Below are 26,679 nucleotides of genomic sequence, written 5' to 3'. Positions count from 1 at the left end.
CCAGGGCTTGGCAAACAATAGATTCGCTGAAAGGTTAGTTAAAGATCTTCAGAGCCAAGCAGCATTTCGGTAATGCCCTTGCCAGCCTGCACCATGGGAAACACATTTTCAGTGGGATCCGTGCGGAAATCCATGAAAACGGTGCGGTCCTTCAGTTTGCGCGCCTCGCGCAATGCAGGCTCCACATCTTGCGCACGCTCAATCAGCATACCGACGTGGCCGTAGGCTTCTGCCAGCTTCACAAAATTTGGCAGTGCATCCATATAGCTATGGCTGTAACGTCCTTCGTAATCGATTTCCTGCCACTGACGCACCATGCCCAGATACCGATTATTGAGTGCAACGATTTTGATCGGCGTGTTGTACTGCAAGCAGGTGGAGAGCTCCTGGATGCACATCTGCACGGAACCTTCTCCTGTGACGCAAAACACCTCGCTGTCAGGCTTCGCAAGCTTGATACCCATGGCATATGGAATACCAACACCCATGGTACCCAGCCCGCCGGAATTGATCCAGCGACGTGGCTCATCAAAACGATAGTACTGCGCTGCCCACATCTGATGCTGGCCAACGTCGGAAGTGATGTAGGTGTCCACGTCTTTGGTCATGTTCCAGAGCGTCTCAACCACGTACTGCGGCTTGATTACGTCATTCTTGCCATGGTCGTACTTGAGGCAATCACGCTTGCGCCAGCCCTCTATGGTGTCCCACCAGGCGCCCAAGGCATGGGCGTCCGGTTTGACCACGCCCTCCTTAATCATCGCAATCATCTCGGACAGCACATCCTTGACGTCCCCAACAATAGGGATATCCACTTTCACGCGCTTGGAAATGCTCGACGGATCAATGTCAATGTGAATGATCTTGCGTTCATTCTGAGCAAAGTGTTTGGGATTACCAATCACCCGGTCATCAAACCGGGCGCCTACAGCCAACAGAACGTCGCAATGCTGCATCGCGTTGTTCGCTTCTACTGTGCCATGCATGCCCAGCATGCCCAAGAACTTGCGATCACTTGCTGGATACGCGCCCAAACCCATCAAAGTATTGGTACAGGGATACCCCAGCATATCGACCAGCGTACGCAACTCGGCTGAGGCGTTACTCAGAATCACGCCACCGCCGGTATAGATGTAGGGGCGTTTGGCGGCCAACAAAAGCTGCAACGCCTTGCGGATTTGTCCGCCGTGCCCTTTGCGAACCGGGTTGTAAGAACGCATTTCCACGGTCTCAGGATAGCCCGAATAGGGCACCTTATTGAACGAAACGTCTTTCGGAATATCCACCACCACAGGGCCGGGCCGCCCCGTACGGGCGATGTGAAAGGCTTTCTTCAAGGTTTCAGCCAGGTCCCGTGCGTCCTTGACCAGAAAATTGTGCTTCACGATGGGGCGGGTAATGCCGACGGTATCGCATTCCTGGAAAGCATCGAGACCAATCGCATGCGTGGGTACCTGCCCCGTCACAATCACCATCGGAATACTGTCCATATATGCCGTGGCAATACCGGTGATTGCATTGGTCACGCCCGGACCCGATGTCACCAAGGCAACGCCTACGTCACCGGTAGCGCGAGCATAACCATCGGCGGCATGAACGGCAGCCTGCTCATGCCGAACCAGAATGTGCTGGATGGTGTCCTGCTTGTAGAAAGCGTCATAAATATGAAGCACGGCACCACCAGGGTAGCCCCAGACGTACTTGACGCCCTCAGCCTGCAAGGCTTTTATCAGGATTTCGGCACCCCGAAGCTCCTGGTGATTAGGCGTCACGGCAGGCGGTTTGCCTCCGGTCGCTGATGTCGGGCTTTTTGCTGCGGACGTTGCAGCCGCGGCCGAAGCGATTTCGGCTTTTGATATTTCCATGATGAACCTTTGTGAATTTCTCTGACGAAAAACCTTGGGTGCTCCTTCGCAAACACTTGTGGCGTCGCGTCGAAACTTAAGGCCAAGGCCATAAGCGCAGTGAATATTGCGCCGGACCATAACCCGTTTGCCTTTTGATTTGCAAACCGAATTATCTCACTGCGCCCATTGAAACGTCCAGAAAAACCAAAAAAAGCCTTCAGAATGCCATAATTCGCGCAAAGCAGTACCCAAGTTCGTCTTGATCACATCAAAACGAGGCAAACAAAATTCACAGCCAATAAGGCAACAATCTCTTGGCAACTGAACAAGAACTCTCCGATTTTCTGAAAAGTGTCGAGAAACGCGCCTTCAAACGTTCGGTTTACCACGTGCGCAATGAAGCGTCTGCCCTGGACATCGTGCAAGACAGCATGATGAAACTGGCCGAGCATTACGGGCACAAACCTGCCTCCGAGCTACCCATGCTGTTTCAGCGCATTTTGTCCAACTGCACTCTGGACTGGTTTCGGCGCCAAAAGACCCGAAATGCGCTTTTTTCGAATATGAGTGATTTCGAATCCGCAGGGGAGGACGGGGAGTTTGATCTTCTTGAAACTTTAAACGTTCAAAGCCACTCAGACCAAACGGAAAGCGCAGAGAGCACGACACAACGGGCACAGACCTTGCATGGAATCGAAACTGAAATTCAGGGGCTTCCTGCCCGTCAACGGGAAGCCTTCCTTATGCGTTATTGGGAGGAGTTGGATGTGGCAGAAACTGCTGCAGCTATGGGTTGCTCAGAAGGCAGTGTCAAAACTCATTGTTCGCGGGCTGTTCAGGCCCTCGCCAAAGCACTGAGGGCAAAGGGAATATCACTATGAACACGTCATATCAATACCGGAATCAGCTGGCTCAAGACCGTTTCGGGTTACGTGTCGCTGCGCGCCTGTCTGACGCGGCCGACGACGTTCCCTACGACATTTCAGAGCGTCTGCGCGCTGCCCGGGTGCAGGCACTGGGCAAAAGAAAAGTTTCCGTTACCCGTACAGCCACCGTTGTAACTCCGTCCGGTCGCGCCGCAACGCTCACATTTGGAAATGAGCACTTGAGTTGGTGGAACCGTATTGGCGCCGCGCTTCCATTGCTGGCGTTGGTTCTTGGACTGATCGCCATCAGTGTCATTCAAAACGACAACCGTGACAACGAATTGGCCGAAATTGATGCCGCGTTGCTGACCGATGATTTACCGCCAACAGCTTACACAGACCCGGGCTTCGCGCAGTTTGTCAAAACGAACGCGGGGCAGAGCCAGTAGCTTGTCCACAACGATGTTCATGCGCGCCATTGGTCAGCTCGAACGCCAACCCATTGCAGGTGCAGTGGCGGTAGGAGTCACTTTATGCATTTTGGTGGCTTTGTGTGCATCCGCCGCAAGCGTGTTGGCTCAAGGAGTGGCAGGTCCCCCACTTGTGGCACCGGCTCCCGCGAAGCTACCCAGCGCAAGCGCTTCGACAAAAAACTCGAAAGCGCATGTCAGCCCGTCCAAGCCGGCTTGGCAAGACCTGACACCTGCGCAGCAGGTGTCACTGATGCCATTGGCCGCGATCTGGAGCACTTTGGGGGAATCCAACAAGCGGAAATGGATTGCCATCGCGGCGAATTATCCAGCCCTTGCGTCAGCCGAGCAGGAAAAGCTGCACAGTCGCATGACCGAATGGGTCTTACTCAGCAAACAGCAGCGCGCACAGGCCCGTTTGAATTTCGCCCAATCCAAACAGCTCTCGCCAAGCCAGAAGGCAGCCACCTGGCAGGCCTACCAGGCACTCAGCCCGGAAGAAAAGCAAAAACTGGCGAAGTCAGCCACACCCAAACCCGCCGGCGCCGCTGCGGCAGTAAAGCCTGTACCACCTCAAAAACTGGCGACCGTGCCTGTGACCAGACACACGCCAAAACAATTGCCGAAACTCTCCGTCTCCACCCAGGCGGTGAATCGCAACACCTTACTCCCGAATGCGCCGCTACCAGCCAAGCCATCGACCGCGCAGAAAGACTGAATAGTGCAGGTGCTCCCAACAAGTAGAAGCCCCGATTTGAAGGCGCCCAGCCTGGCCCGCCGCATGGCCTGCTGGCTTTATGAAGGTATGTTGATGTTCGGCGTTGTGTTCATCGCCGGCTACTTGTTTGGCACCCTGAGCCAAACCCGCAACGCCATGGACAACCGCCACGCACTTCAGGCCTTCCTTTTTGTCGTGTTCGGCATCTATTTCGTATGGTTCTGGGCCAAGGGACAAACCCTTGCAATGAAAACCTGGGACATCACGGTCGTGGACCTTGAAGGGCAACCGATAACGCAGGCCCGTGCGCTGCTGCGCTACGTATTGAGCTGGCTCTGGTTCCTGCCGGCACTGGCTGCAGTAGCCCCCTTCAACCTAACGGGCGCTGAATCTCTCGTTATCGTTGTCGGCTGGGTAGCCGTGTGGGCCATTCTGAGCCGCTTTCATCCACAACAGCAGTTTTGGCATGATGCCTTGGCGGGCACCCGACTGGTGTCAAAACCACGCCTGAGTCCCCAAGCTCGGTGAATCCGGCATTTCTTAAATAGCCGACTCGTCCAGCTCGCCCGTACGAATACGTACGACACGCTCCACACTGGTCACAAATATCTTGCCGTCGCCGATCTTGCCCGTATGGGCGGCCTTCACAATGGCATCCACGCAACGATCCACGTCATCGGTCTTGACCACCACTTCAACTTTGACCTTGGGCAAGAAGTCCACCACATACTCAGCACCACGGTAGAGCTCGGTATGGCCTTTTTGGCGACCAAAACCCTTGACCTCGGTCACGGTCAGCCCGGTGACACCACATTCGGCCAGTGCTTCACGCACTTCTTCGAGTTTGAAGGGTTTGACAATGGCGGTGATCTGTTTCATATTGTTCCTTTAGCTTCAAGCGCGAAATCGATTGGTAATAGGATAACGCCAATCCTTGCCGAAGCTGCGGTGAGTTACACGAATGCCCACAGGCGCCTGTCGGCGTTTGTATTCGTTGATCTTGATAAGGCGGGTCACTTTCTCCACATCGGCACGGGCAAAGCCAGCGGCAATGATGTCTTCCATGCCTTGGTCGTTCTCCATGTAACGCTCCAAAATCGCGTCCAGCACCTCATAGGGGGGCAAACTGTCCTGATCAGTCTGGTCAGGGCGCAACTCGGCACTGGGTGGACGGGTAATGATGCGCTCCGGAATCGGCTCAGGATGAGTGCCGTAGGGGTCGTTGACGTTGCGCCAGCGCGCCAGCCTGAACACCGTGGTTTTGGCCAGATCCTTGATCACGGCAAAACCCCCGGCCATGTCGCCGTAGAGTGTGCAATACCCCGTTGCCATTTCAGACTTGTTGCCAGTCGTCAAAACGATGCTGCCGAATTTGTTGGAGAGCGCCATCAGCAGCGTGCCCCGAATACGGGCCTGGATATTCTCCTCGGTCGTGTCCTCTGCCAGACCCTTGAACTCACCTGCCAACGAGGCTTTGAAGGCATCAAACTCCGGCACGATGGAAATCTCGTCATAGCGCACGCCCAGGCGAGCCGCCATGTCACGCGCGTCAATCCAGCTGATGTCGGCCGTGTAGGGCGAAGGCATCATGACTGTACGGACCCTGTCCTTGCCCAGCGCGTCCACCGCCACGGCCAGTACCAGCGCCGAATCAATGCCACCCGACAGGCCCAGAATCACACTGGGAAAGCCGTTCTTGCCGATATAGTCGCGTACGCCCAGCACCAATGCGTCCCACAGATCTGCCTCGGGAGATCGTTGCGGCGCCACCTTTGCTACCAAATGAATAGCTGCCTGCGCCCGATCGACGGCTACTACAAACACATTCTCTATAAAACTAGGGGCGCGACCGGCGACCGTGCCGTCCGCGTTGAGCGCAAACGAATGCCCTTCAAAAATCACTTCGTCCTGACCACCCACCAAATGCGCGTACACCAAGGGCAAGCCACAGGCCGCCACCCGGATGCGCATCATCTGCTCGCGCTCGTCGCCCTTGCCGACATGAAACGGTGACGCGTTGATGACCGCCAGCATGTCGGCGCCGGCGGCTTGGGTCAACCGTGCCGGCTCTTCAAACCAGGCATCCTCACAAATCAGCAGACCGACTTTGACTTTGTGGCCCGCCTCACCCGCTTCAAACACACACACACCCTGCCCCGGGGTGAAATAGCGGCGTTCGTCAAACACCTGGTAGTTGGGCAGCTCCCGCTTGGCGTAGGTAGCCACCACCGACCCCTCGCACAGGACGCTGGCACTGTTGAAACGGCTTTGCACCGCCACCGATCGGGTGCGGCTGTCGCCCCCGGTCGGATGACCGACAACCACCGTCATGTCTTTTAACCCAGCCAGCGCTCGGGCCACTGTTTTCACGGCATCATCGCAGGCATCAATAAAAGCGTGACGAAGGAACAGGTCTTCCGCGGCGTAGCCGCAAATGGAGAGTTCGGGCGTCAGCAACAGGCGCACGCCATCGGCATAGGCCAAATGCGCCGCATCAATGATTTTTTGCGAGTTGCCGGCCAAGTCGCCAACGACGAAATTGAGTTGGGCAACGCAGAGTTTGAGTGTCATGGACCGCAGGTGTAAAAGGAATGGAAAACCAGTGAAGCACGAGTCGAACGATTATGTCATCCGGGTCATGAACTCGCCCTCGGAGGTGAATGCCGGCGACTGGAACGCATTGCTGAGTTTGCAGCCAGAAATCACCCCTTTTATGCGGCATGAGTACCTCGCTGCCTTGCACGGCAGCGGCAGCGCTACGCCCGCGACCGGCTGGACGCCCCGCTTCATTCTTTTGGAGAGGAACGGCACCCTGGTGGGCGCCTGTGCCCTCTACCTCAAAACCCATTCCTACGGCGAGTATGTATTCGACCAGGCTTGGGCCAACGCCTATGGGCAACACGGCCTGGCCTACTACCCCAAAGCCGTGGTGGCCGTGCCCTTCACCCCGGTGCCCGGAACGCGCTTGATGGCGCGCACCGCGCCCGACCGGGCCGTGTTGGCCAAGGCCCTGATTGAATGGTGCGAAGCAGAAAAACTGTCTTCCCTGCATGTGCTGTTCTCCAGCGTTGACGACCTCTTGGCATGCGAGCAGGCTGGGATGATGCTGCGCCATACGGTGCAGTTTCATTGGACCAACAGCGACCCGGCCTATGTGGACTTCGAGGGTTTTCTGGCCTCGCTGTCGCAAGAAAAACGCAAGAAAATCCGTCAGGAACGTCGGAAGGTGGCGGACGCCGGCGTCAGCTTCCGCTGGTCGCAGGGCCAGGCCATCACGACGGAAGACTGGAATTTTTTCTACCGCTGCTACGAGCGCACCTACCTGGAGCACGGCAACGCGCCTTACCTGAGCCGCGACTTCTTCCGGCGCATGGCGAGCACCATGCCGGAGAACTGGTTGCTGTTCGTGGCAGAGCGGCAGGGGCAGCCAATTGCTACAAGTTTGATAGCTATCAGCGCAGACTATACGGGGGCTAGATGCCTAAATGATTTAAAAACCAAGGAGGCGATCGCCTACGGACGCTACTGGGGTGCACTGGAGCGGGTGGACTGCCTGCACTTTGAAGCCTGCTACTACCAGCCGCTGCAATGGTGTATTGAGCACGGTTACCAGCGATTTGAGGGCGGGGCCCAAGGCGAGCACAAATTGGCGAGGGCCTTGCTGCCTGTCAAATCCACCAGTGCCCACTGGCTGGCACATCCGTCGTTTGCCGATGCGGTAGAGCGTTTTCTGGAGCGTGAGGGTCAGGGCATTGGCCAATACCTTGACGTCCTGGAGCAGCGCAGCCCCTTCAGGCATCCGGCAGGTACGTAATCTACTACGGGGTTTCGTGGCCTGTCACGCCCGCGTGTCGGATGGCATCAAGAATGCTGCGTGGCAGACAGCATGCCCATTTCGGCATTGCTCATCAAGGCCTCGATGTTCATCACGATCAGCATGCGCTCGCCCACGTTCGCCAGACCCGTGATGAAGCGGGCGTCATTGGAGGCATCAAACTGGGGCGCCGGCTTGATGGATTGCGACGTCAGGGTGACCACATCCGACACCGCGTCCACCACCGCGCCCACAACCGTGCCACGCACGTTCAGAATAATGACGACCGTGAATTCGGTGTACTCCACCTTGTCAATATTAAGCTTGAGGCGAAGGTCGACGATAGGCACGATGACACCGCGCAGATTGATCACCCCCTTGATGAATGCCGGCGCATTGACCATGCGGGTGGGCTCTTCATAGGAGCGGATTTCCTGTACGCGCAAGATATCGATGGCGTACTCCTCACTCCCAAGCCGCAAAGTGAGGTATTGACCGCCATCCGCCACGGCTTGAGTTGCGGACCCACCGGATTGAAAAGCGTTTGAGGTTTTTTTCTGCGTTGTATCCATGGCGTCGATCTCTTTGCTGCGGGTGGGTCGGTCAAAGCATGATACACGGGCAAGGCGAAACGCCAGTGGCGCACCCGACTGCGGCAGGTTACCCTCGTGGCAGGAGAGAAATGCATGGACACACTCAGCGGCCTCGACGCCACCTTCCTGTATCTGGAGACACCCGAAACGCCCATGCACATCGGCTCGTTTTGTCTCTATGAACTCCCGCCTGAATTCAAAGGCAGCTGGATCAAGGCCCTCAAAGCACACATTGCACAGCGCCTGCATCTGGCGCCCATCTTCAGCCGCAAGCTCGGGTTCATGCCGCTTGACCTCGGACACCCGGCCTGGGTCCAGGTCGACAAAGTTGACCTTGACTTTCATATCCGCCCCGTCAAGGCAAAAGCCCTGAGCGTGCGCCAGGCGGAAGAGTTGTGCGCGGAATTGCACAGTCAGCTGATGGACCGCGCCCAGCCCTTGTGGGAATTCCATGTCTTTGAATCCATCCAGCGCCCGGATGGTAGCCTGTGCGCAGGCGTGTATTCCAAAGTTCACCATGCCGCGCTGGACGGCAAAGGCGGTACCGTCCTGACCCAGGCCATCATGGACATCAGTGCCAAGCCGCGCAAAGTCCCTCCGCCTGCAACCGTGCGCCGCGGTGCCAAAAAACACGAGCTCAAGTGGGGGGAAATGATCGGCGCGGTGTTGTCCAATTCACTGGCGCAATACGTCAAACTGATCAAGGCCCTGCCTCACGCGGCCCAGGCCTTGGGCGGCACGCTGATCAAACAATCGTTCAGCGGCGCTGGCGACAGACAAGGGCCTGCATCGCTGTTGCGTCTGGCGCCCATCACTGATTTCAACGTAGCCGTCACCTGCGAGCGCAGCTTCGGCACGGCACGCATCCCGTTCGCGGACTGCCACGCCATGGCCAAAGCGGTAGACGGCTCGTTCAACGACGTCGTCTTGTGGATTTGCGCCACGGCGCTGCGCACTTACCTGGGCAAACACGGCGGCCTTCCGAAGAAATCGATGTTGGCCGCCATGCCGATCAGCCTGCGCGAGGCCGGCAACCTGGACCTCAACACCCAGGCCTCCATGACCGTGGTGGCGCTGGGCACCCACTATGCCAACCCCGTGAAGCGCCTACAAGCCATCATGGCCTCCACCGCCAAGGTCAAGACCGCCAGGGTGGACCTGAAAGGGGTGATCCCCACCGATTACCCGTCTTTGCTGGCGCCGTGGCTCGTTGGCGGTGTGGCCAAGGCCGCCTTCAAGGCTTACAGCGCGACCGGCCTGTCGCACCACCTTCCCATGCTGGCCAATCTGGTCATCAGCAATGTGCCAGGGCCGCAAGTGCCTTTGTATATGGCGGGCGCAAAAATGCTCACCTTTCATCCCCTGTCGATCGTTATTCACGGCCTGGCGCTCAACATCACGATCCAGACCTATGCTGGCGAGGTGGACTTCGGCGTCATTGCGGATAAAAAGGCCGTGCCCCATGTTCATGATTTGACGGAGGCATTGGTGCAGGCCTTTGAGGCGGGCCGCAAGCGCTTTGTGCAGACCCGCCCTGCCGATTCGCGGCCCCAAAAGTAAAAACGCCTGCTAGTGGCAACACCGCAGGCGCTTCGTTTTTAATAGCTACTAGCGCCAATTCTACGGGGGCTAGAAGCAATAATGGCAATATTATTCTTGCGCTTTATTGTAGTTGGCCATGCCGTCAACAATTTCCTTCTTGGCCGACTCCGCATCTTCCCAACCTTGAATCTTGACCCATTTGCCTTCTTCCAGGTCTTTGTAGTGCTCAAAGAAGTGGGCAATCGTCTTCAGGCGCACGGGGCTCAGGTCTTCCGGCTTTTGCCAACGGGTGTACAGCGACAGGATCTTGTCGATGGGCACCGCCAACACCTTGCCGTCTTCACCGGCTTCGTCAGTCATCTTCAAAATGCCGATGGCACGGCAGGTCACCACCACGCCGGGGATGAGGGGCACCGGCGTGATCACCAGCACGTCCACCGGGTCGCCGTCGCCGCTGATGGTTTTGGGCACATATCCGTAGTTGGTGGGGTAGTGCATGGCGGTGCTCATGAAGCGGTCCACAAAAATGGCGCCAGTGGCTTTATCCACTTCATACTTCACCGGATCGGCGTTCATCGGAATTTCGATGATCACATTGAAGGATTCGGGGGCGTTTTTGCCAGGGGTAACGTTGTCAAGGGACATGGTGGTTCTTGGGTTGAGTTAAATCAGTAAAGTCTAAGGATTAACCCTGATTTTACTTACTCACCACTTGCTGGGCCCTGAAACCCACTTTTTTCACGGTACATTGAGTCGGTTGGCCAATCGCCTGCATCAATTTCCATTGGTGTTTCGCAGCGAGGAAGCAACGCAGCGGTGGTGCCGCTTGCGTTGCACCACTACTCAGCGAAACAACGACAGGAGTTTTTTATGACAGGCAACTACGCGCTGATTTTGGCGCTAATTTGTGGGTTCATTGCCGTGGCTTACGGCTTTTGGGCCCGCAGCTGGATTCTTTCCCAGGACGCCGGCAACCCGCGAATGCAAGAGATTGCAGCCGCCATTCAAACCGGCGCAGCCGCCTATCTGGCACGACAGTACAAGACTATTGCCATTGTGGGCGTGGTGCTGGCCATATTGATCTTTTTCTTTCTTGATTCCCTGAGCGCCATCGGCTTCGTAATTGGCGCGACGCTGTCAGGCGCCTGTGGCTTCATCGGCATGAACGTGTCGGTCCGCGCCAATGTCCGCACCGCGCAGGCCGCCACCAAAGGCATTGGCCCGGCGCTGGACGTGGCCTTTCGCGGCGGCGCCATCACCGGCATGCTGGTGGTCGGGCTGGGCCTGTTGGGTGTTACCGGCTTTTACTGGTTCCTGGTGGGCAACGGCAACCTGACCCCGGACATGAACCTGGCCAAGCTGCTCAACCCGCTGATCGGCTTTGCCTTTGGCGCATCGCTGATCTCCATCTTTGCCCGTTTGGGCGGTGGCATCTTCACCAAAGGCGCTGACGTTGGCGCCGACCTGGTGGGCAAGGTTGAAGCCGGCATCCCCGAGGACGACCCGCGCAACCCGGCCGTGATTGCCGACAACGTGGGCGACAACGTGGGCGACTGTGCCGGCATGGCCGCTGACCTGTTTGAAACCTATGCCGTGACGCTGATTGCCACCATGATTCTCGGCGCCCTGTTGGTCACCGGTGCCGGCACCGGCGCCGTGGTCTATCCGCTGGCGCTGGGCGCCGTGTCCATCGTGGCCTCCATCATCGGCTGCTTCTTCGTCAAGGCCTCGCCGGGCATGAAAAATGTGATGCCGGCCTTGTACAAGGGCCTGGCCGTCGCAGGTTTGCTGTCACTCGTGGCGTTCTTCTTCGTGACGAAATGGCTGATGCCCGACAACGCCATCAAGGCCAATGGCAGCCAGATGGCGCTGTTTGGCGCCTGTGCCGTCGGCCTGATGCTGACAGCCGCTTTGGTGTGGGTGACCGAGTACTACACCGGCACCCAATACGCGCCGGTGAAACACATCGCGCAAGCCTCCACCACAGGCCACGGCACCAACATCATTGCCGGTCTGGGTGTTTCCATGCGCTCCACCGCCTGGCCGGTGATTTTTGTCTGTGTTGCCATCTGGACCGCCTTTACCCTGGCAGGCTTGTACGGTATCGCCGTCGCGGCCACCTCCATGCTGAGCATGGCCGGCATTGTGGTGGCGCTGGATGCTTATGGCCCCATCACCGACAACGCCGGCGGCATTGCCGAAATGGCCGAAATGCCCAAAAGTGTGCGCGACGTGACCGACCCGCTGGACGCCGTGGGCAACACAACCAAAGCCGTGACCAAAGGCTACGCCATCGGTTCTGCCGGTCTGGCTGCGTTGGTGTTATTTGCCGACTACACGCACAAACTGGAAGCCTATGGCAAGGTCATCAGCTTCGATCTGAGCAACCCGATGGTCATCATCGGCCTGTTCATCGGTGGCCTGATTCCCTACCTGTTCGGCGCCATGGCGATGGAAGCCGTGGGCCGGGCTGCCGGTGCGGTGGTGGTTGAAGTGCGGCGCCAATTCCGCGACATCAAGGGCATCATGGAAGGCACGGCCAAACCCGAGTACGACACGGCTGTGGACATGCTGACCACCGCCGCCATCAAGGAAATGATGATCCCATCACTGCTGCCCGTGGTGGTGCCGATTCTGGTGGGCCTGGTCCTGGGTCCCGCTGCGCTGGGGGGCTTGTTGATGGGCACCATCGTGACGGGCCTGTTTGTGGCCATCTCGATGTGTACGGGCGGTGGTGCCTGGGACAATGCCAAAAAATACATCGAAGACGGCAACCACGGCGGCAAAGGCTCCGAAGCGCACAAAGCTGCCGTCACCGGTGACACCGTGGGCGACCCCTACAAGGACACCGCTGGTCCGGCGATCAATCCGCTCATCAAGATCATCAACATTGTGGCCTTGTTGATCGTCCCGCTGATGATGAAAATTCACGGCGCCTGATCAGTCAAAATCGCCTCTGGGCCCGCTTCGGCGGGCTTTTCTGCATTCAGGCTTGGTAAGCTGCACCACCAGGCCCTGAAAAACAGAGCGTCTTGATGAATGTCATTTGACGCAAACCAACGGCCACTACTATTTACAGCAAACATACCCAGATGAAAAAAGCTATCTTGAACCCACGCAATCTCCTCCATGGTGGCTGCCTGTTGTCACTGGCACTGCTAATGGGTGGTTGCTCCTCCATGCTGCCGCGAGCGCGCACCGAGTCGTCACCGTTCAAGAGCTTTGAGGAAGCGCGCACGGCCATTGACGGACTGGTTCCCATGAAGAGCGATGTCGCCGCGCTGACCAGGCTAGGCATCGATCCGGTGCAACAACCGAATACGCTTATCCTGACCCACGCCGACATTGTTCGGAGATTTGTTCCAAGCGCCCTGCTCAAACGGGAAGATCTTAATCCGGGCGTATTGGCCTGCCTGGAGGCGCGCGATGCCTGTCGCGGCTGGGAAATCACAGGTGCACGTATTAACAAAGAGCGAACCGGCAATTTCTTTGCGGATTTCGCCAACTTTTCACGTCGCTCCGAGACCACCGGTTGGCGCTTCAACGCTTTGATCTTGTTGGTGAATGATGTGGTGGTCTATCGGGCTTGGGGCGGACAGCCCAGCGTTAACGAGCTTGAAGTCAACACCAATCCCCTGGGCCCCCTGCAAGAGATGGGTCCAGCCCTCGTGAACGGCCGCTAAACGGCCTTGCAAAAAGACACTCCGTTACGACCCAAGAATCAGATTCATGCAATTCAACTACATCGCCAACGCATCACTGCCGTCATCGTCCGGTCGAACCATTGCCGTGCTGGACCCATCAGATGGCCAGCCTTATGACGACATCCAGCGCAGCAACGCATCGGACATTGACCATGCCGTGCGTGCTGCACGACAGGGGCTTGACGCCGTGTGGTGCAAGCTCAGTGCCGCCGAGCGCGGCCGCCTGCTCATGCGCCTCTCGCTCACTATCACCGAACACGCGCAAGAGCTGGCGGCGATCGAACAACGTGACTGTGGCAAGCCCACCAAGCAGGCGCGGGCCGATGCCGCCGCCCTGGCCCGTTACTTCGAGTTTTACGCCGGTGCTTGCGACAAGCTGCATGGTGAGACCCTTCCCTACATGGATGGCTACAGTGTGTTGACCTGGCGTGAGCCGCATGGCGTCACCGGCCATGTCATTCCGTGGAACTATCCGATGCAGATTTTTGGCCGCAGCGTGGGCGGCGCCTTGGCGGCCGGCAATGTTTGCGTCGTGAAACCTGCAGAAGATGCCTGTCTGTCGCTTATCCGCGTGGCGCAACTGGCTGCGGAAGTCGGGTTTCCGGCAGGCGTCATCAACATCGTCACCGGGTACGGCCACGAAGTGGGCGACGCCCTGGCGCATCACCCCGGCATTGACCACATCAGCTTCACCGGGAGCCCGGCGGTTGGCACGCTCATTCAACAAGTCGCGGCGCAGCGCCACTGCCCCGTCACGCTGGAGCTCGGTGGCAAGAGCCCGCAAATCGTTTTTGCCGATGCGGATCTGGATGCAGCGGTTCCCGCGATCATCAACGCCATTGTGCAAAACGCCGGACAGACCTGTTCAGCCGGCTCGCGGCTGCTGGTGGATCAGGCCATCTATGAGCCGCTGCTGGAGCGTTTGGGACAAGCGTTCGAGAATCTGCGCGTCGGTCCGGCGGCCATGGACCTGGACCTGGGGCCCTTGATTCGCCAGCAACAGCAACAACGTGTCTGGGATTTTTTGAGCGACGCCCACGTCGCCAATATTGCCATGGTCGCCCAGGGCAAGGTCGTCGACGAAGCGCCAGAAACCGGGTTTTACCAGGCCCCTACTTTGCTGCGCGACGTGCCAGTGATGCACCGCCTGGCACAGGAAGAAGTGTTTGGTCCGGTACTGTGCGCCATGTCGTTTCGCGACGAAGACCAGGCCGTGGAGATGGCCAACGCCACGCAATTCGGACTGGTCGCAGGCGTTTGGACAGCGGATGGTGCACGGCAATTCCGCATGGCCCGGCGCCTGCGTTGCGGCCAGGTCTTCATCAACAACTACGGCGCCGGCGGTGGCGTGGAGTTGCCATTTGGCGGCGTCAAGTCCAGTGGCCATGGTCGCGAAAAAGGGTTTGAAGCGCTCTACGGCTTTACCACGCTCAAAACCGTCGCAATCAAACATGGGTAAGCGTCACAAGGGCCCATAGCTTTCAATACAAAACAGTCCACAAAGTGGAGGGAGGAAATAACATGTTCGACTTTCTAAAAAGCAAGCGTTCAAAAAACAAGTACACGCCCAGCGTGGTACCGGTCTCTGTCACGCCGATCCCCAGCCTGCAACGCAGCGACGTTCGCCGCGAGCTCATTCGCGTGGTTTTGAAAGACACGCTTCGGCATCACGGCATTCCGTTTGGTTGGCTCGCGTGCGAGGTCATCATCATCGCGCGGGCGCCCGGCGAAGAAGAACTGAATATTCAGCTGGTCGTGATGAAATGGAATGAGCTGCTGCTGCGTTACGCACCTGCCATGCAACAGCAGTTGCTACTCGGGCTGGATCGATTTGACCCGCTGGTTGACCATTCGAAATACATTGTTTCATGGCGTTTTTCACCCGACTGCGGCTGTCCTTTTGCCGTGATGCCGGAAAAAACCGCCTGGCTTCAAAGTGTCCCGCCGCAAGCCGAAGAAGAACCGCTTCCGATCCTGGACCGACGCCACAAAAGGCGTCCGCCAAAGGCGCCGCTACGTGGCACGACACCCCCCTCCGCCACCCATGAGCAGCCAGTCGGTTTTTCGCCTACCCAGATATCCCCTCTGCTGTAATCACGCGGCCCCCTGCCCCGAGCGGGCCCTGCGACACCTCAAACCAGCACGGCGACCTCTGCTTTGGAGGTCCAGTCAATCGGCTCCTGCTGGAGCGCCATGTCAATGTCGATGCCCAAGGCCAAGGCGACGACATCCGGAAAATTGTCGGTCAGGTCCTGCTCGTCATAGTTGGCCTCCTTGGCACGGGCTCGCCACGCCGCCAAATGAAGAACACCGGCCATCGGCTCATAAGCCTCGTTTTCAAACGGTATGCATTGATGCTCAAGCGCATCCACAATAGGCTGGGGGAACTGCCAGTTGCGGGCAAAGCCGGCGCCCACATCGGCATAGCTGAAGCCCAGCAGTTTTCGCTCGGCGGCGGCGCGCTTCAACGCGAGCGGTGGAATTTTCTGGTCCAGGGCGGCCAATTCTCCGGCCAGCCCCAGGTGCATGACCAGTTCGCCAATGGCATGGATCAAACCCGCAGTGAAGGCCGCTGACTGATTCTGCCGAGCCATGCCCCCCAGAATACGCGCCAGTTTGGCCACGTTCAAACTGTAGCGCCAGAACTGGTGCATATCGATCCCGGGAATCGCCCGGAACGCACCAACCACGGCCGCTGCCGTGGCCAGGGATCGCACCTGGTCAAGCCCCATGAGCGCCAAGGCCTCCGACACGCTACTGATCTTGCTGGCAAACTGAAACTGGGCGGAGTTGGCCAGTTGCAGCAGGCGCGTTGCCAGCACCGGGTCGGTATTGATCAGCTGGCTTATTTTTCTGAGATCGGGCTCGGGTCGATCCAGTTCATTGAGCAGCAAGGCAACGACTTTCGGGATGCTGGGGAGCGCCCCGTTGGAGGCAAGCAATTCGGTGAGTGTCATCAAGGATGGCCCCGTGTTCGGAATTGGAAAATGAGGGTCATTATCCGCCAGCCCCAACCTCTGAAAACGTGCCAAAATCGGCTGGATTCCAGGTACCTGACCATGCGCGTAAGCAACAAATCCATCATCGTGACCGGCTCCGGCGGAGGCATTGGCGCGGGCATCGCCAAACGACTGGCCGCTGAGGGCGCCAGGGTCATCGTCAACGACATCAACGCCACTCTGGGCGAGCAAGTCGTGGCCGAGATCGTGGCCGCAGGTGGCACGGCCTCGTTTTTTGCCGCTGACGTGACCCGATCCGACGACGTGCGCGCCCTGGTAGCCGCTGCGGTTGAACGTTACGGCACGCTGGACGTGATGATCAACAATGCCGGCTGGACGCACCGCAACCGCCCGGCACTTGAAGTCACCGAAGAAGAGTTTGACAAGTGCTACGCGGTGAACGTGAAAAGCATTTACCTCGCCACCATTCACGCCACGCCGGTGTTCCGTGCCCAAGGCGGTGGCAGCTTCATCAACATCGCCTCAACGGCTGGCGTGCGTCCCCGCCCTGGCCTGACCTGGTACAACGGCTCCAAGGGCGCGGTGATCACCACCTCCAAGTCGCTGGCCGCCGAATTGGGGCCGGACAACATCCGCGTGAACTGCATCAATCCGGTGTTTAACCCGGACACCGGTCTGGCCGCCGAATTTGCGGGCGGTGCCCTGACTGACGAACGCAAGGCCCAATTTCGCGCCAGTATTCCACTGGGGCGCTTCTCCACCGCGCTCGATGTCGCCAATGCCGCGCTCTACCTGGCCAGCGACGAAGCCGCCTTCATCAGTGGCGTGTGCCTTGAGGTTGACGGCGCACGCTGTGTCTGACGCGCCAACCGCACACCTTCACACACCATGACCGAACGCCTTATGCCACCCCGTGTCGTGCCCTTGATTGACCAACGCTCGGCGTCGCTGGTCACCCCGGCCGCGGCCTTCTCACCCGACACCCGCGTGGCCGCCAGCGGCCTGCTGTCCGACACGCGAGGGCGCCCCTTGCGCGATTTGCGCATCAGCGTGACGGACCGCTGCAACTTCCGCTGCAACTACTGCATGCCCAAGGAAGTCTTTGACAAGGACTACGCCTATCTGCCACACAGCGCCCTGCTCTCGTTTGAGGAAATCACCCGCATCGCCAAGGTGTTTGTCGCTCACGGCGTGCAAAAAATCCGCCTCACCGGCGGCGAGCCGCTCTTGCGCAAAAACATTGAACGGCTGATTGAACAGTTGTCCGCCCTGCGCACGGTGGAAGGTCGCCCGCTGGACCTGACGCTCACCACCAATGGCTCGCTGCTGGCGCGCAAGGCGCGCGCCCTCAAGGCGGCCGGCCTGCAGCGCGTGACCGTCAGCCTGGACGGACTGGATGACGCCGTGTTTCGCAGCATGAACGATGTGGACTTCCCGGTGGCCGATGTGCTGGCCGGGATTGAGGCGGCGCAGGAGGCCGGCCTGGGTCCGATCAAGATCAATATGGTGGTCAAGCGCGGCACCAACGAGCATGAGATTCTGCCCATGGCACGGCGCTTCAGGGGCAGCGGCATTGTGCTGCGCTTCATCGAGTACATGGACGTGGGCGCCACTAACGGCTGGCGCATGAACGAAGTGCTGGCCTCCAGCGAGGTGGTCAAGCTGATACACGCCGAGTTGCCGCTGGTGCAGCTCGACCCCGCCGCACCCGGTGAGACTGCCGAGCGCTGGGGTTACGCCGACGCCTCGGGCCAGCATGACAAGGCCATGGGGGAAATCGGCGTCATCAGCAGCGTCACCCAGGCTTTTTGCGGCGACTGCAACCGCGCCCGCCTGTCCACCGAAGGCAAGCTGTTCCTGTGCCTGTTTGCGGCCCAGGGTTACGATCTGCGTTCACTCGTGCGGGCGCCCACATCGGAAGCCTCGGACGCCAATCTGGCATCCGCCATTGCGCACATCTGGACCGGCCGCACCGACCGCTATTCCGAGCTGCGCAGCGCCATGGCACCTGACGCCGGCACGGGCGGTCGCCGGGTTGAAATGAGCTACATAGGAGGGTGAGTTGATCAACCCACACGACATTACCGGCTTGATCCTGGCCGGTGGCCGCGGTTCCCGCATGGGCGGCGTGGACAAGGGCCTACAAACCTTCAACGGCATGCCGCTGGCGCTGCACACGCTGACGCGCCTGCAGATGGGTGGCGGCGTGGGTCAGATCATGATCAATGCCAACCGCAATCTGGCGGCTTATGAATCGTTTGGCGCCTCGGTTTGGCCCGATGGTCTGGCTGACTATGCCGGGCCGCTGGCGGGTTTTCTAACCGGGCTGGAGCGCTGTGAAACCCCTTTTATGGTGACGGTGCCCTGCGACACGCCGCTGTTGCCGCTCGACCTGGTACCCCGTCTCGCCGCGGCGCTGGAAGCCGGGGATGCAGAGATCGCCATGGTCGCAGCACCCGAAGTTGACAAGAATGGGCAGGTGCAACTGCGCGCCCAGCCAGTGTTTTGTCTGCTGCGCGTCGAGTTGCTGGAGAGCCTGGTGAAGTTCACCCAAGACGGCGGCCGCAAGATTGACGCCTGGACCGCGCTGCACAAGACGGTGCTCGTGCCGTTTGATTTGCCCGGTGACGACGCCCGGGCGTTCTGCAACACCAATACGCTGGCCGAGTTGCGCCAACTGGAAAGCAGCTGAATGAAATCCTTGGACAGCATCGCGCAAGCGCTGCAGGGCTATGACCCCAAAGCCTTGAGCGCCGACACAGTACGTGAGTTTTTGTCGCATTTGGTGATGCCGGTCACGCGCCATGAAACCGTGAGCATTTTCCAGGCCTTGGGCCGTGTGCTGTCGCATGACGTGATCTCGCCCATCAGCGTGCCGCCGCACGACAACTCGGCCATGGACGGCTATGCCTTTGATGGGGCACAGCTGTCGCCACAAGCGCCGCTGAGCCTCAAGGTCGTGGGCACCGCCCTGGCCGGCAAAGCCTGGTCGGGCGTGGTGGCGCCGGGCGAGTGCCTCAAGATCATGACCGGGGCGGTTCTGCCCGAGGGGCTGGACACGGTGGTGCCGCAGGAGTTTGTGACGCGCCCCACGGAGGCCGCGCGCCTGGCTCCCGGGGCCTCAGGCGACAACGAGCTAGTCGTCATTCCGGCAGCCCTGCTGCAGGCCGGCGACAACCGCCGCTGCCTGGGCGAAGACCTGATGGCAGGCCAACCAGCGCTACACAAAGGTGAGCATCTCACGCCCGCCGCGCTGGGCCTTCTGGCCAGTTTGGGCATTGAAAAAATACAGGTGTGGCGCAAGCTGCGGGTTGCCTACTTCTCGACCGGCGACGAGATTCTGAGTCTGGGCGAGCCGCCCCGCGAAGGCGCTGTGTATGACAGCAACCGCTACACCGTGTGGGGCCTGCTGACGCGACTGGGTTGCGAGGTCATCGACATGGGCGTGGTACGCGATGAACCTGCACTGCTGGAAGCCGCATTTTTGAGCGCGGCCGAGCAGGCCGACGCCATCATCACCAGCGGTGGCGTCAGCGTGGGCGAAGCCGACTACACCAAGGCCATGATGAAAAAGCTGGGCGATGTTGCCTTCTGGAAGATTGCGATGCGGCCGGGCCGCCCGATGGCGGTGGGTCGTATTCTTAAAGCAAAATTAGCCTCTAGCCCTCGTGAAATAAGCGCAAACAGCTATCAAAATAATAGTAACTCAGCCTCCCCTGAAGCGGCCATCCTGTTTGGCCTGCCGGGCAATCCGGTGGCGGTGATGGTGACTTTCCTGGCTTTTGTGCGCCCCGCCCTGTTGCAAATGATGGGCAGCACGGCCACGCCGGCGCCGCTGCTCAAAGCACACAGCCTAGAGCCCTTGCGCAAGAAACCCGGCCGAACCGAGTACCAGCGCGGCACCGTCAGCACCGCCCCGGACGGTTCATTGCAGGTCAAGACCACCGGTAATCAGGGCTCGGGGGTGCTGAGTTCCATGGTGCAGGCCAACGGCCTGATCGTGCTGCACCACCATCAGGGCAACGTGGCCCCGGGTGATGAAGTCGATGTGATGATGTTTGACGGCGTGATCTGAATCATTCCATTTCTAAATCATCCGTGTCGTTGTTGCTTCGCCTTGTCGTGCTACAGCACTGCCTGCGGCTTCGCGCCTAGACACGAATGATTTGGAAACGGAATCAGGTCACGTCGGAGGCAGCCAGCGGGGTCGCCAGCGTTGCTTCCTTCTTGGCGCCCGGTGCATGCCGGCGCGCCAGCAGCGTGTACATGGTGGGCACCACAAAAATCGTGAGCAAGGTGCCCAGACTCATGCCCCCCACAATGACCCAGCCAATCTGACGCCGGCTTTCGGCACCGGCCCCGGTGGCCAGGGCCAGCGGCAAGGCGCCCAGCACCATGGCACCCGTCGTCATCATGATCGGGCGCAGCCGCTGCGAGGCCGAACGCTTGATAGCTGCGAGTGTGCCCAGCCCCTGCTCACGCAACTGGTTGGCAAACTCCACGATCAAAATCCCGTGTTTGGTGATCAGCCCCACCAGCGTGATCAAGCCGATCTGGCTGAACACATTGAGCGTACCACCGGACCATTTCAAGGCCAGCAAAGCCCCCGCCATGGACAGCGGCACACTGAGCAGAATGACGAACGGGTCGACAAAGCTTTCAAACTGCGCGGCCAGCACCAGAAAAATAAACACCAGCGCCAGTACAAACACCAGTGACAAGGAATCCGCCGACTTGCGGAATTCGCGGCTGGTGCCATTCAAGTCCGTGGCATAACCCGGCTTGAGCACCTTCTTGGCCGTGGCGTCCATGAAGTCCAGGGCCTGGCCCAGGGAGTAATCAGCCGACAGATTGGCGGTGATCGACGCAGAGCGGCGCTGCCCGAAGTGATTGAGCTCGCGCGGCACCACCACCTCCTGAATTTTGACCAGGGCAGAGAGGGGAATCATGGCGTCATTCTTGCCACGCACAAAGATCTTCTCGATATCGTCCGGGGTTTCGCGCCCGCTCGGGTTGGTCTGCACGATCACGTCGTATTGCTCGCCTTCGCGTTTGTAACGCGTGACCTTGCGCCCGCCCAGCATGGTTTCAACCGCGCGGGCGATCAGGTCCACGCCCACGCCCATGTCGGCGGCGCGCTCGCGGTCCACTTCTAGCTTGATTTCGGGCTTGTTCAGCCGCAAATCCGTGTCCACCTGCACAAAACCGGGGTTCTTGGCGAGTTCATCCTGAAACTCGCGCACCGTCTTGGCCAGGTTCTGGTAGCTGTCCGAGGTGATGATCACGTAGTTGATCGGTCGCTGGGTAAAGCCCTGTCCCAAGGAGGGTGGCGTGATCGGAAAGGCCGTCACCCCGGACAACCCCGACACCCGCGGCGTCATCTCACGCGCCATCTCCTGGGTCGTGCGGGTGCGTTCTTCCCAAGGCTTGGCTCGAAAGAAGATATTGCCCTGCGCCACCGTCGGGTTGCCGATGGTGGCGAATACGCGGTCAAACTCGGGAAAACTCTGGCCGATGCTTTCGATCGCGCGGGCATAACGGTTGGTGTAGTCCAGCGTCGCGCCGTCCGGCCCGTTCACCTGCGCCAGTATCACCCCACGGTCCTCGATCGGGGCCAGTTCGCGCTTGATGTCGGCCAGCACGACCCACGAGACCACGCCGCTGCCCACCATCACCACCAGCACCAGCCAGCGCCGCTTGAGCGTCCAGTCCAATACGTGGCCATAGCCGCGGGTCACCGCCTGCAACACGCGTTCCATGCCGCGGTCAAAACGGCCGGGCGTGGGGTTGTGTTTGAGCAGCAGGGACGACATCATCGGTGACAGCGTCAGCGCGACGATGCCCGACACCACCACCGCCCCCGCCAGGGCCAACGCAAATTCCGTGAACAGCCGCCCGGTGCGTCCGGGTGCGAACGCCAGCGGCGCGTACACCGCCACCAGGGTCATGGTCATGGCCACAATCGCAAAACCCACCTCGCGCGCACCCTTGATGGCGGCCTGGAACGGCACCATGCCTTCCTCGATATGGCGGTAGATGTTCTCCAGCATCACGATGGCGTCATCCACCACCAGACCAATGGCCAGCACCAGCGCCAGCAGGGTGAGCGTATTCACGCTGAACCCGGCCAGGGCCATCAGGGCAAACGAGCCAATCAGCGCCACCGGAATGGTGATCAGTGGAATGAGCGAGGCCCGCAGCGTGCGCAGAAACACAAAAATGACCAGCGCCACCAGCACGGAGGCCTCCACGATGGTGTGGAACACCGCATTGATCGACCGGTCGATGAACACCGAGTTGTCATTGGCCACTTCAACCTGCACGCCCGGCGGCAAGTCCCGCTGCACCTTGCCCATCAGCTGGCGCACCCCGGCGGAGAGGTCCAGCGGGTTGGCGGTGGCCTGACGAATGACGCCTACGCCGACCGAGTCGCGCCCATTCAGGCGGACGCTGGAGCGCTCATCCGCTGGACCCTGCTGCACACGGGCCACGTCGGCAATGCGCACCGGCATACCGTTGACGGTGCGAATCACCACCTGAGAAAACTCCTGCGGGCGCTGCAAGTCGGTGGCGGCGGTGACATTGAACTCACGCTGGTTGCTCTCAATGCGCCCGGCGGGCACCTCCAGGTTGGAACGCCGCAAAGCGTCCTCCACATCCTGAATGGTCAGGCGGTAGGCCGCCAGCTTGTCAGGGTCAACCCATATGCGCATCGAAAACTTGCGTTCGCCAAATATGGTGACATCCGCCGCACCGGGCGCGGTCTGCAACACCGGCTTGACCAGCGTGTTGGCCATCTCCGAAAGTTGCAGGGCATTGTGCGTGTCCGAGCTCAGCGCCAGGAAAATCACCGGGAACGAATCGGCTTCCACCTTCGCAATCACCGGCTCATCAATGCCCTGGGGCAGTCGCTGGCGCACGCGCGTGACCTTGTCCCGCACGTCCGCGGCGGCCGAATCGGCATCCCGGGTCAGCGCAAACCGGACCGATATCTGACTGCGCTCCTGGCGGCTGGTGGAGGTGATCACATCCACCCCCTCAATGCCGGCGAGCGAGTCTTCCAGCACCTTGGTCACCTGGCCCTCGATCACTTCACTGGATGCCCCGGTGAATATGGTGGTGACGGACACCACGGGCTCGTCGATCTTGGGGTACTCGCGTACGGTGAGCCGGTTGAAGGACACCGCGCCGATCAGCACGATCAGCAGGGAGATCACGGTGGCCAGGACCGGCCGACGGATGGAGGTTTCAGCGAGCTGCATGGAGGGCTCCTGTATTCATCAACGACTGGCGACCGCGGCGGCAGAGGTCGGTAGCTTCGGCGCGCTGGTTGCGCCCTGCGCTGGCCGCCCCAGCTCCACGATACGCAGCGGCGTGCCATCGCGCTGCAAACGCTGCTGTCCGGCCACCACCACGGTCTCACCCTCGGCCAGGCCCTCCAGGATTTCTACTTTGCCTTTTTGGCGCACCCCGAGCTTGACCTCCTGGCGCAAGGAGACAAATTGGGTGTCTGGCGGCAAGGTGGCGGCTGCCGTCGCTGGCACCGCCGCCGGCGCCACGACCTTGATCACGAATTGGCGCCCGCCCTGGGGCACGATGGCCTCCTCAGGCACGACCAGGGCCGCTTCATTGACAGAAAATACCGTCGTCACCCGCGCGAACATGCCGGGGCGAAGCGGTGCGTCGTTGGCAGCCGCGCCACCGGCTGGCTTGCCATTTGGCGCCAGCGCTCCCGATGTATTGGGCAGTATGGCGCGCACACCGACAGAGCGGCCATTGGCGTCCAGCAGCGGATTGATCGCCTCGACGCGGGCCCGGAAGGCACGCCCCGGAAGGGCATCCAGCACCAGTTCCACCGTTTGCTGGGGTTTGAGCTTGCTTTGATAGCGCTCCGGCAAGCGAAAGTCCACGTACATGCTGCTGATGTCTTCCAGGTTCACCAGGTCCGCGCCATCCTTCACATAATCGCCTACATTGATGCTGCGTATGCCCACGGTGCCATCAAACGGCGCCAGCAAGGCCATGCGCGACAGGCGGGCCCGGGCCAACGCCAGCTGGGCCTCGACCACCTGCACATTGGCCAAACTCTCGTCAAGCACCCGCCGCGCCACGAAGTTTTCGGCCACCAGCTCCTGGTTGCGTTTGAAGTTGGCCTGCGCTATCGACACTTGTGCCAGCGCCTGCTGGACCTCGGCCTGCTGCAGGGTGTCGTCCAGCTGCACCAGCACCTGGCCTTTGCGCACGCGCGCACCATCGCTGAAGCCCAAGGCCTTGACGCGCCCGGCAATCTCAGGGCGCAACATCACGCTCTGGCGTGATTGCAGACTGCCCACCGACTGGGCGTCGTCGCGCAACGCGATTTTTTCAACCCGGCCGACCTCGACCCCGGCGGCGCGGGGCGCAGCAACAGGTGCACCCGTGATCTCCTGAGCCCCTTTGGGTTTTGACTGGTACCACCACGCCGCCCCAGAGGCAGCTGCGATACCGATGACAGCCACTACCGGGTAGATTAGTTTTTTTGCCATGAGTGCGACTTTTCTTAAGCGAGAAGATCGGGAAAACCCGACAAGGAAACCGGAACGGTCAAATCAGCCCGCCAATGTAGCAGTACCAAGGTGAATTTTCCTGCGTAATGTCCCTTACTAAACTCCGCAAAAAGGCTACTTTGCAAACTCTTTACATCATCGGTCCCCGACCTTAGCGCTGCCGCAAAGCCTGTTCAACACCGCGGTTGGCCAGCATGTCGGCATGCTCGTTGCCGGGGTCGCCGTTGTGGCCCCGGACCCAGCGCCAATCAATCTTGTGGCCTGACGTACTGACCAGCTCATCCAGGCGCTGCCAGAGATCGACATTTTTTACTGGTTGCTTGGCGGCGGTCTTCCAGCCCCGGGCTTTCCAGCCTGAAATCCATTCAGTCATTCCCTTCAGCACATACTGACTGTCCACATGCAGGGTCACATGGCAGGGGCGTTTCAAGGCCGACAAGGCCTCAATCACCGCCATCATTTCCATGCGGTTATTGGTGGTGCCCATTTCGCCACCGAACAGCTCTTTTTGCGAGTCCGGCGATTTGAGCAGCGCACCCCAGCCGCCCGGCCCCGGATTGCCCTTGCAGGCGCCATCGGTGTAAATTTCAATCGTATTCAATCCAATCTCCCAATCTCGATGTCATTCAGGGTCGTAGCCCTTGTCAATGTTGAATTATTTGCCACAGAAACAGGTGTATTAACCAGCATTCTGGAGGATTTCCAGGCCGGGCTCAGCAGTGTCATGCCCCGCACACGCTTGACGGCCACCAGGAAGTAAACGGCTCCCAGAATCGGCCACCAGCGGTCGCCGGCCCGGTCCATCCACTCAAAGCGCTGCAGCCATTTAGGGCTGGAGAGTGCCGGCCGGTAGCAGCCAAACCGCCCCACCTCCACCTCAAAACCCAGCAGCCGCAGCCAGTCGCGCAGACGCCAATAGCCGATGAACTCACCCGCCTCGGGCAAGAACATGTGCCCAAAACCGAGCCGATGGTACAGGTGCGCGCGCCGCTGGCGCAAACCCCACAGCGATGCCGGGTTCAAGCCACAAATCACGACCCGGCCCTCGGGCACCAGCACCCGCTCCACCTCTCGCAGCGTGGCGTGGGGATCGGGCGCGAGCTCCAGCGAGTGCGGCAGCACGACCAGGTCCAGGCTGCTGGCCGGGAACGGTAGAGCCGAAAAATCGGCGGCAAAAGCCGCGCCCGGCATGGGGGTTTGCGTTGCCAGCCAGCGGTGCGGCATGCGGTTGGCGGCCAGCGCTTCAAGCTCGGGCAAACCCAGCTGCAAGGCATGAAATCCAAACATATCGGCCACGGCCAGATCGAGTTGGGTACGCTCCCACGCCAGCAGGTAGCGCCCCGGGGGTGTCGCAAACCAGTCATGCAAACCTATAATTTGATCGCTCATGAAGTTAATCCCACAACCCGCCTTTGCCGATAACTACACTTCGATGTTGCTTGATGGACATCAAGCCTTGGTGGTTGCCCCCGGTGATGAACAAGCCATGCTTGAGGCACTGCAACCGTCGGGTGGGCAACTTGAGACCATTCTAGTCACGCCCCACCAGCCCACGGCCGGAGTGGCGGCGTGACGTATCAGCCCCTGTCGAGGTGAGCCGCTTTGCGGCGCTTCGCCAG

Annotated in this window: 26 protein-coding genes; 15 read left to right on the top strand and 11 right to left on the bottom strand. The window is 59.8% G+C overall.

From position 1 onward, the window contains the following. Window positions 1-38: 38 nt before the first annotated feature. Window positions 39-1,865: an acetolactate synthase 3 catalytic subunit gene (locus tag C5P05_RS28645; protein ID WP_114973283.1), complete on the bottom strand. Its 1,827-nt coding sequence runs from the start codon at window positions 1,863-1,865 to the stop codon at window positions 39-41. Between the two features lie 296 nt (window positions 1,866-2,161). Between C5P05_RS28645 and C5P05_RS28640 the strand changes: the two genes are divergently transcribed. Genes C5P05_RS28640 through C5P05_RS28625 form a run of 4 tightly spaced genes read left to right on the top strand, consistent with a single transcriptional unit; the run spans window position 2,162 to window position 4,429 of the window. After that, window positions 2,162-2,728 (top strand): RNA polymerase sigma factor, encoded by a 567-nt coding sequence (locus C5P05_RS28640; RefSeq protein WP_114973282.1) that lies wholly within the window; start codon window positions 2,162-2,164, stop codon window positions 2,726-2,728. Then, window positions 2,725-3,162: a DUF3619 family protein gene (locus C5P05_RS28635; RefSeq protein WP_114973281.1), complete on the top strand. Its 438-nt coding sequence runs from the start codon at window positions 2,725-2,727 to the stop codon at window positions 3,160-3,162. Before C5P05_RS28640 ends, C5P05_RS28635 begins: the two co-directional genes overlap by 4 nt. Beyond that, a complete protein-coding gene (locus C5P05_RS35065; protein ID WP_332871373.1) occupies window positions 3,086-3,901 on the top strand; it encodes a DUF3106 domain-containing protein in 816 nt (271 codons plus the stop codon). The genes C5P05_RS28635 and C5P05_RS35065 overlap by 77 nt, the downstream gene beginning before the upstream one ends. Window positions 3,902-3,937: 36 nt before the next feature. After that, entirely contained in the window at window positions 3,938-4,429 is a 492-nt protein-coding gene (locus C5P05_RS28625; RefSeq protein WP_114973280.1) for an RDD family protein, read from the top strand. A 12-nt stretch (window positions 4,430-4,441) separates the two neighbouring features. Here the strand turns inward: C5P05_RS28625 and C5P05_RS28620 are convergent, their stop codons facing one another. Together C5P05_RS28620 and C5P05_RS28615 are read right to left on the bottom strand one after the other, a co-directional pair. Beyond that, complete coding sequence (locus tag C5P05_RS28620; RefSeq protein ID WP_114973279.1) at window positions 4,442-4,780, bottom strand: P-II family nitrogen regulator; 339 nt, start codon at window positions 4,778-4,780, stop codon at window positions 4,442-4,444. Between the two features lie 15 nt (window positions 4,781-4,795). Continuing rightward, window positions 4,796-6,472: an NAD+ synthase gene (locus tag C5P05_RS28615; protein ID WP_114973278.1), complete on the bottom strand. Its 1,677-nt coding sequence runs from the start codon at window positions 6,470-6,472 to the stop codon at window positions 4,796-4,798. A 67-nt stretch (window positions 6,473-6,539) separates the two neighbouring features. Here C5P05_RS28615 and C5P05_RS28610 point away from each other — a divergent pair, with 67 nt between their 5' ends. Next, window positions 6,540-7,715, top strand: a complete 1,176-nt coding sequence (locus C5P05_RS28610) for a GNAT family N-acetyltransferase (protein ID WP_232834706.1) — start codon at window positions 6,540-6,542, stop codon at window positions 7,713-7,715. A gap of 47 nt (window positions 7,716-7,762) precedes the next feature. Here C5P05_RS28610 and C5P05_RS28605 read toward each other — a convergent pair whose 3' ends face one another. Then, window positions 7,763-8,287 (bottom strand): chemotaxis protein CheW, encoded by a 525-nt coding sequence (locus tag C5P05_RS28605; protein WP_114973276.1) that lies wholly within the window; start codon window positions 8,285-8,287, stop codon window positions 7,763-7,765. A gap of 114 nt (window positions 8,288-8,401) precedes the next feature. Here C5P05_RS28605 and C5P05_RS28600 point away from each other — a divergent pair, with 114 nt between their 5' ends. Further along, window positions 8,402-9,868 (top strand): wax ester/triacylglycerol synthase family O-acyltransferase, encoded by a 1,467-nt coding sequence (locus C5P05_RS28600; protein WP_114973275.1) that lies wholly within the window; start codon window positions 8,402-8,404, stop codon window positions 9,866-9,868. A gap of 90 nt (window positions 9,869-9,958) precedes the next feature. Here C5P05_RS28600 and ppa read toward each other — a convergent pair whose 3' ends face one another. Continuing rightward, a complete protein-coding gene (gene ppa / locus C5P05_RS28595) occupies window positions 9,959-10,495 on the bottom strand; it encodes an inorganic diphosphatase (RefSeq protein WP_114973274.1) in 537 nt (178 codons plus the stop codon). A gap of 225 nt (window positions 10,496-10,720) precedes the next feature. Between ppa and C5P05_RS28590 the strand changes: the two genes are divergently transcribed. Then, complete coding sequence (locus C5P05_RS28590; protein WP_114973273.1) at window positions 10,721-12,790, top strand: sodium-translocating pyrophosphatase; 2,070 nt, start codon at window positions 10,721-10,723, stop codon at window positions 12,788-12,790. On the opposite strand, the gene C5P05_RS33885 is transcribed toward C5P05_RS28590, so the two are convergent. Beyond that, a complete protein-coding gene (locus tag C5P05_RS33885; RefSeq protein WP_157979475.1) occupies window positions 12,778-12,981 on the bottom strand; it encodes a hypothetical protein in 204 nt (67 codons plus the stop codon). The two genes, C5P05_RS28590 and C5P05_RS33885, sit on opposite strands and share 13 nt — an antisense overlap. Window positions 12,982-13,110: 129 nt before the next feature. On the opposite strand from C5P05_RS33885, the gene C5P05_RS28585 reads away from it, so the two are divergent. The 3 genes from C5P05_RS28585 to C5P05_RS28575 all read left to right on the top strand — a co-directional run bounded on the left by C5P05_RS28585 (window position 13,111) and on the right by C5P05_RS28575 (window position 15,648). Continuing rightward, complete coding sequence (locus C5P05_RS28585) at window positions 13,111-13,533, top strand: hypothetical protein (protein WP_157979474.1); 423 nt, start codon at window positions 13,111-13,113, stop codon at window positions 13,531-13,533. Between the two features lie 46 nt (window positions 13,534-13,579). Then, window positions 13,580-15,013 (top strand): aldehyde dehydrogenase family protein, encoded by a 1,434-nt coding sequence (locus C5P05_RS28580; protein WP_114973271.1) that lies wholly within the window; start codon window positions 13,580-13,582, stop codon window positions 15,011-15,013. A gap of 62 nt (window positions 15,014-15,075) precedes the next feature. Continuing rightward, window positions 15,076-15,648 (top strand): hypothetical protein, encoded by a 573-nt coding sequence (locus tag C5P05_RS28575; RefSeq protein ID WP_114973270.1) that lies wholly within the window; start codon window positions 15,076-15,078, stop codon window positions 15,646-15,648. Between the two features lie 38 nt (window positions 15,649-15,686). Here the strand turns inward: C5P05_RS28575 and C5P05_RS28570 are convergent, their stop codons facing one another. Next, window positions 15,687-16,511, bottom strand: a complete 825-nt coding sequence (locus tag C5P05_RS28570; RefSeq protein WP_114973269.1) for an HDOD domain-containing protein — start codon at window positions 16,509-16,511, stop codon at window positions 15,687-15,689. 102 nt (window positions 16,512-16,613) lie between these two features. On the opposite strand from C5P05_RS28570, the gene C5P05_RS28565 reads away from it, so the two are divergent. Genes C5P05_RS28565 through glp form a run of 4 tightly spaced genes read left to right on the top strand, consistent with a single transcriptional unit; the run spans window position 16,614 to window position 20,589 of the window. Then, window positions 16,614-17,375: an SDR family oxidoreductase gene (locus C5P05_RS28565; protein WP_114973349.1), complete on the top strand. Its 762-nt coding sequence runs from the start codon at window positions 16,614-16,616 to the stop codon at window positions 17,373-17,375. Between the two features lie 42 nt (window positions 17,376-17,417). Further along, complete coding sequence (gene moaA, locus C5P05_RS28560) at window positions 17,418-18,575, top strand: GTP 3',8-cyclase MoaA (RefSeq protein ID WP_114973348.1); 1,158 nt, start codon at window positions 17,418-17,420, stop codon at window positions 18,573-18,575. Window position 18,576: 1 nt separating this feature from the next. Next, the gene (gene mobA / locus C5P05_RS28555) at window positions 18,577-19,206 is read left to right on the top strand and encodes a molybdenum cofactor guanylyltransferase MobA (RefSeq protein WP_114973268.1); all 630 of its coding nucleotides are present in this window, start codon (window positions 18,577-18,579) and stop codon (window positions 19,204-19,206) included. Beyond that, entirely contained in the window at window positions 19,207-20,589 is a 1,383-nt protein-coding gene (gene glp / locus C5P05_RS28550) for a gephyrin-like molybdotransferase Glp (protein ID WP_114973267.1), read from the top strand. Between the two features lie 103 nt (window positions 20,590-20,692). On the opposite strand, the gene C5P05_RS28545 is transcribed toward glp, so the two are convergent. The 4 genes from C5P05_RS28545 to C5P05_RS28530 all read right to left on the bottom strand — a co-directional run bounded on the left by C5P05_RS28545 (window position 20,693) and on the right by C5P05_RS28530 (window position 26,449). Beyond that, a complete protein-coding gene (locus C5P05_RS28545) occupies window positions 20,693-23,776 on the bottom strand; it encodes an efflux RND transporter permease subunit (protein ID WP_114973266.1) in 3,084 nt (1,027 codons plus the stop codon). 18 nt (window positions 23,777-23,794) lie between these two features. Next, the gene (locus C5P05_RS28540) at window positions 23,795-25,039 is read right to left on the bottom strand and encodes an efflux RND transporter periplasmic adaptor subunit (protein WP_114973265.1); all 1,245 of its coding nucleotides are present in this window, start codon (window positions 25,037-25,039) and stop codon (window positions 23,795-23,797) included. Window positions 25,040-25,211: 172 nt separating this feature from the next. Beyond that, window positions 25,212-25,661 carry a ribonuclease HI gene (gene rnhA / locus C5P05_RS28535; protein ID WP_114973264.1) on the bottom strand — a complete coding sequence of 150 codons (450 nt, stop codon included), beginning with the start codon at window positions 25,659-25,661 and terminating at the stop codon, window positions 25,212-25,214. After that, window positions 25,658-26,449: a class I SAM-dependent methyltransferase gene (locus C5P05_RS28530; RefSeq protein ID WP_198674901.1), complete on the bottom strand. Its 792-nt coding sequence runs from the start codon at window positions 26,447-26,449 to the stop codon at window positions 25,658-25,660. Before C5P05_RS28530 ends, rnhA begins: the two co-directional genes overlap by 4 nt. On the opposite strand from C5P05_RS28530, the gene C5P05_RS28525 reads away from it, so the two are divergent. Further along, window positions 26,448-26,633, top strand: a complete 186-nt coding sequence (locus C5P05_RS28525; protein WP_114973262.1) for a hypothetical protein — start codon at window positions 26,448-26,450, stop codon at window positions 26,631-26,633. The two genes, C5P05_RS28530 and C5P05_RS28525, sit on opposite strands and share 2 nt — an antisense overlap. Window positions 26,634-26,679 lie beyond the last annotated feature (46 nt).

The sequence above is a fragment of the Rhodoferax ferrireducens genome (genome assembly GCF_003347515.1).
In the GTDB taxonomy this organism is placed as follows: Bacteria; Pseudomonadota; Gammaproteobacteria; order Burkholderiales; family Burkholderiaceae_C; genus Rhodoferax.
This window is presented reverse-complemented; position numbering and strand designations above follow the sequence as displayed.